Source organism: Chroococcidiopsis cubana SAG 39.79 (genome assembly GCF_003991895.1).
Taxonomy (GTDB): domain Bacteria; phylum Cyanobacteriota; class Cyanobacteriia; order Cyanobacteriales; family Chroococcidiopsidaceae; genus Chroococcidiopsis; species Chroococcidiopsis thermalis.
Genome location: NZ_RSCK01000216.1, coordinates 1 through 3,744, shown reverse-complemented (window position 1 = coordinate 3,744; position 3,744 = coordinate 1). Strand labels below are relative to the sequence as shown.

At 45.5% G+C, this 3,744-nt stretch carries 3 protein-coding genes; all 3 read right to left on the bottom strand.

Features of this window, described 5'->3' with window-relative positions:
• Positions 1 to 205 precede the first annotated feature (205 nt).
• Positions 206 to 1,177: an AAA family ATPase gene (locus tag DSM107010_RS37260; RefSeq protein ID WP_106170751.1), complete on the bottom strand. Its 972-nt coding sequence runs from the start codon at positions 1,175 to 1,177 to the stop codon at positions 206 to 208.
• Between the two features lie 107 nt (positions 1,178 to 1,284).
• Entirely contained in the window at positions 1,285 to 2,910 is a 1,626-nt protein-coding gene (locus DSM107010_RS37255) for an IS481 family transposase (protein ID WP_106170748.1), read from the bottom strand.
• 20 nt (positions 2,911 to 2,930) lie between these two features.
• A complete protein-coding gene (locus tag DSM107010_RS37250) occupies positions 2,931 to 3,563 on the bottom strand; it encodes a recombinase family protein (RefSeq protein WP_106170745.1) in 633 nt (210 codons plus the stop codon).
• Positions 3,564 to 3,744 lie beyond the last annotated feature (181 nt).

Here is a 3,744-nt window from a genome sequence, read left to right as displayed (position 1 = left end):
ATTCACTGCAAATAAGCTGTAACCCAATTCCAGTCAGGGTTACAGTATTTATAGCCGCAAAAGTGTCCAAAAAATACGAATCTTTTAACCGGACATATATATTCATTTATTTATATATAAATTGGACACTTTCGAGAGCAAAAAATTCTGTATAAGGTATTTCCTGTTTTCACATCCAACTCGCCCGTAGAAATTCGATTTCTCTCTACACAGGAATTCCCATTTTTAGCATTTGGTCTCTCAAATCTTGAGTTCGACCAGGAGGCAATTGACCGTGGAGAAAAGAATTCACCTCAGCCGTCCGCACATTCAATAATTCTGCTAACACTTTGGCATTATAACCATGCCGAATTAAGCGAGGTTCTAGATCGTTAATGGCATGAGCTAAAATCGACTCAATTATTCCGGTTGTAATTGGTTTTGTGCCTACCTTGTACCCAGATTCAAATGCTAGCTTTAAATAATGCTCGATTTGTAACGGGGTTGTCAATCGTTCCGCCAAAAATGCAATTGCTTCATCAGTCACTAGATCGGATACCAGATATTCTTCGTGAATACATTCACTTAAAAGCCACTGAATAAACTCCGTCTGATGTCCGCGAATACCTTCGAGGCTAAACACAGTTGTTCTAGCACCAATTTCCTCCAAAGATGGTCGGCGTAAATCATTTTTCAGCTTGGGATGCCCCACCAACAATATCGATAGAGTGCCACCCTGGAGGCGTACCAATTCAATCAAGCGTTTAATTTTTATTAACGTACTGTTGTGAAGGTCGTGGGCTTCGTCCACCAATAATACAACTGGTTTACGGCATTTCTGAATCAACGCCAACAGCTTACGTTCGCGTTGTTCTGGTTGGGTTGGTGGCTTGGCATCTTTTTCTGTAGCTAAATCGCAGAACAAAGCAGCCATTAAAGTTCCCAAGGTCACTTTATCTTTGTCAACTGCAAGGCTCTTGGAAATAATTATGTCTTTTTCCGAAGCTAATTCTAATTGCAACCGCTGCAAAGTAGTCGTCTTGCCACAACCAACAACCCCTGCTATGGCAATTAATCGACCTTGCCGAAGAAGGGGTTTTAGCTCTTTGAATAAATGGGCTTGTTCTTCCGTCTCAAAAAAACCTACATATTCCAAAGTTCGTTTCAGTCCAAAATAATTCATTACATCACTCAGCATGGTGACTTCCTGGTAAACAATTAGCCGTGTGAAAAACTGGGCAGGCTTTACTATCCCCTCGATGAACCATAGAGGCTTTACGCTTTGTTTTGAAGCCTGCCCAGTTTTCAAGCCTTACCTCGCAAGGGATTAAAGAAATCTCGAATTTTTTCCATCACCACTTGTTTATTTAGAGTGCTATCTAAAGTTGCGTTAATATAAGCTATTTGTCCGGGGGTAAGTTTAGCTAGCGGTCGTGCCAAATACTCAGCAATCGCCTGTTTTGCCGCAATAACTGTGGGATAAGTCAGTTCTTGAAACGGATCGGGATCGACAAAAGGCTGCACCTTTAATTCGAGGAGACTTTGTTGTTCATCAGCTAGATTTACCTTACCAATAGCATTGGGTGGCAAAGATAGCTGTTTAGCCAAAGCTTCAATTCGGTCAGCTCGTTTCTGCGTTCGTGTTTTCTTGAAACTACGGTAGCGATGTAGGGGAATTGGACCATCTACAGGAAGAAAAGGACCATAGCGACGTTCTTGGTGTTCTACGTATAGTTCGTTATCGAACAATCCCCACCAAAGAACTACAGTTTCACCAGCCAAATCCGGCTCGACCTCATAAGCCACTCCTTCAACCGTAACGCGAGCATCAATCCCAACCTTGCGGCGTTCGGGTGAACGTGCAAATGTACAAAACCGCTCCCAGCTACACATTTGCCGGATTCCTACTTTTGGTAGATTAGCTATCCAGTCCTCACTGCGGGAATGGGGTTCGCTGCGATGCGGTTGGCTATTGTAGTGCAGCAAAAACCGCATCAACCAAGCATTCGCTTCGGCTTCTGTCTCTGGTTCATGCAGGTGGTAAAGAGTTTCGTGCATCTCCTTGACAGTGCGAAATGGGCGCTCTACTTTACCCTTGGCACGAGCCGTCACTCTTCGTCCGTCTTTTCCATTTGGCAGGTGAGTGCGTACCTCCACGCCCAAGTATTCCATCACCTTTTGAAACACCAAGCTACGGGCAATCGGTCCGTTATCCATATACAGCATTTGAGGAATGCCTTGAAAGGGGAGGTCTGGACTCGATTTAGGCGACATGGCAGCAAACATAAACCGCAATGCTGCTTCTACATCTTCACCATAAACACCGTGGTATTCCTGATATGCAACGCCACTACGGTCATCCACAACACTGTAAAGCATCAATAGGGGATGTCCGCGCCCTGGCTCTATCCAAGCAGGCGCTTTGACGTGCTTGAGATCGCTGGGACTCAAATCAAAATGCCAACAAGAGTTGCTATACTCCGCTTGGAAGCGAACGGCAGGTGGTTGTCGTAATAAGGTATCGCGGTCATAGCCCCACTTTTTGAGGTAGCGGTTGACGGTGGTTGCTTTGAGCAAACCGACTGGAACCGTCACATGACCGTCGGCAGTGTCAATCCCATCTTCTTCCAATAGCCGGATTGCTTGTACGGTAGATAAATGGCGACCTTTGCGGTTGGAGGTCCGGATTTTAATTGCCGCAATGATTTCACAGTAGCGTTCTAGTCTGGCTTTAGGGATAATACGCGGTACATCACAATCGACGCGGCGCACCGACCGGACACAATTAGGCTCTCGTAGCGCCCGATACACAGTATCTTCGGAAATTCCGTACAGTTGTGCTATTTCCTGGACTAAGACTCGACGAGATGAACTACGCGGTGGTAGTTGGTCGAGACGACGGCGCAAGTCTACGATGGCATCAATTGGTATTTGTTTCTTTGGCATCCGCTTCACCTCCCCACCAGTTTCTCGTGGCGTGGATGGAGATGTTTGCGTGACAACCAATCATAGAGGGTGGAAGGAGAGCAATCGACGAGTTTGGCAATTGAGCGTTTGCTGATCCCTTTGGCTAAATAGCTGCGAATTTCTGCTTCCCTTGTGTCTAGTTTCAAATGTGCAGATTGCCGTCCTTTGGGTCGCCCTAACGCTTTCCCCTCAGCTTTACGCTTGGCTAGTGCTTCAGTGGTTCTCAGGACAATCAATTCCCGCTCGATTTCTGCTGCCAAGCCTAAAACCGTTGCTGTAATTCGGCTTTGCATTGAGTCATCCAATACCATTCCCTGTTTGGCGATATGGACGTTGATTCCCCGACGCACGCAGCACTCTAGCATTTCTAATACTTGTAGGGTGGAGCGTGCCATCCGACTGACTTCTGAGAAGATCACTACATCTTGGGCTTGCGCTGTTTGAGTCAGTAGTAGTCCCACACCCCGCGACTCCCATTTTTCCCGCCCAGAAACGGTATCCTCTATGAACTGGATCGGACTCAAAGCATGTATGTTGGCATATTCTAAAATGCCATGTCGTTGATTGTGCAAGTCTTGCTTGTCGCTGGAGACTCTCAAATAAGCATAAATCACCATAGCCACATGGGCTGTTGGGTTTAACAGCTTTAGGGGTTTAATCGGACGGTATTAGTTCAAATTAAACCATAAAAAGCGTACATATATGTCTGGTTAAAAAGTTCGTATTTTTTGGACACTTTTGCGGCTATAAATACTGTAACCCTGACTGGAATTGGGTTACAGCTTATTTGCAGTGAAT

Coding starts and splice junctions, on each gene's coding strand:
- DSM107010_RS37260 (WP_106170751.1), bottom strand. CDS start 1,177: ATGCTGAGTGATGTAATGAATTATTTTGGACTGAAACGAACTTTGGAA.
- DSM107010_RS37250 (WP_106170745.1), bottom strand. CDS start 3,563: ATGGTGATTTATGCTTATTTGAGAGTCTCCAGCGACAAGCAAGACTTG.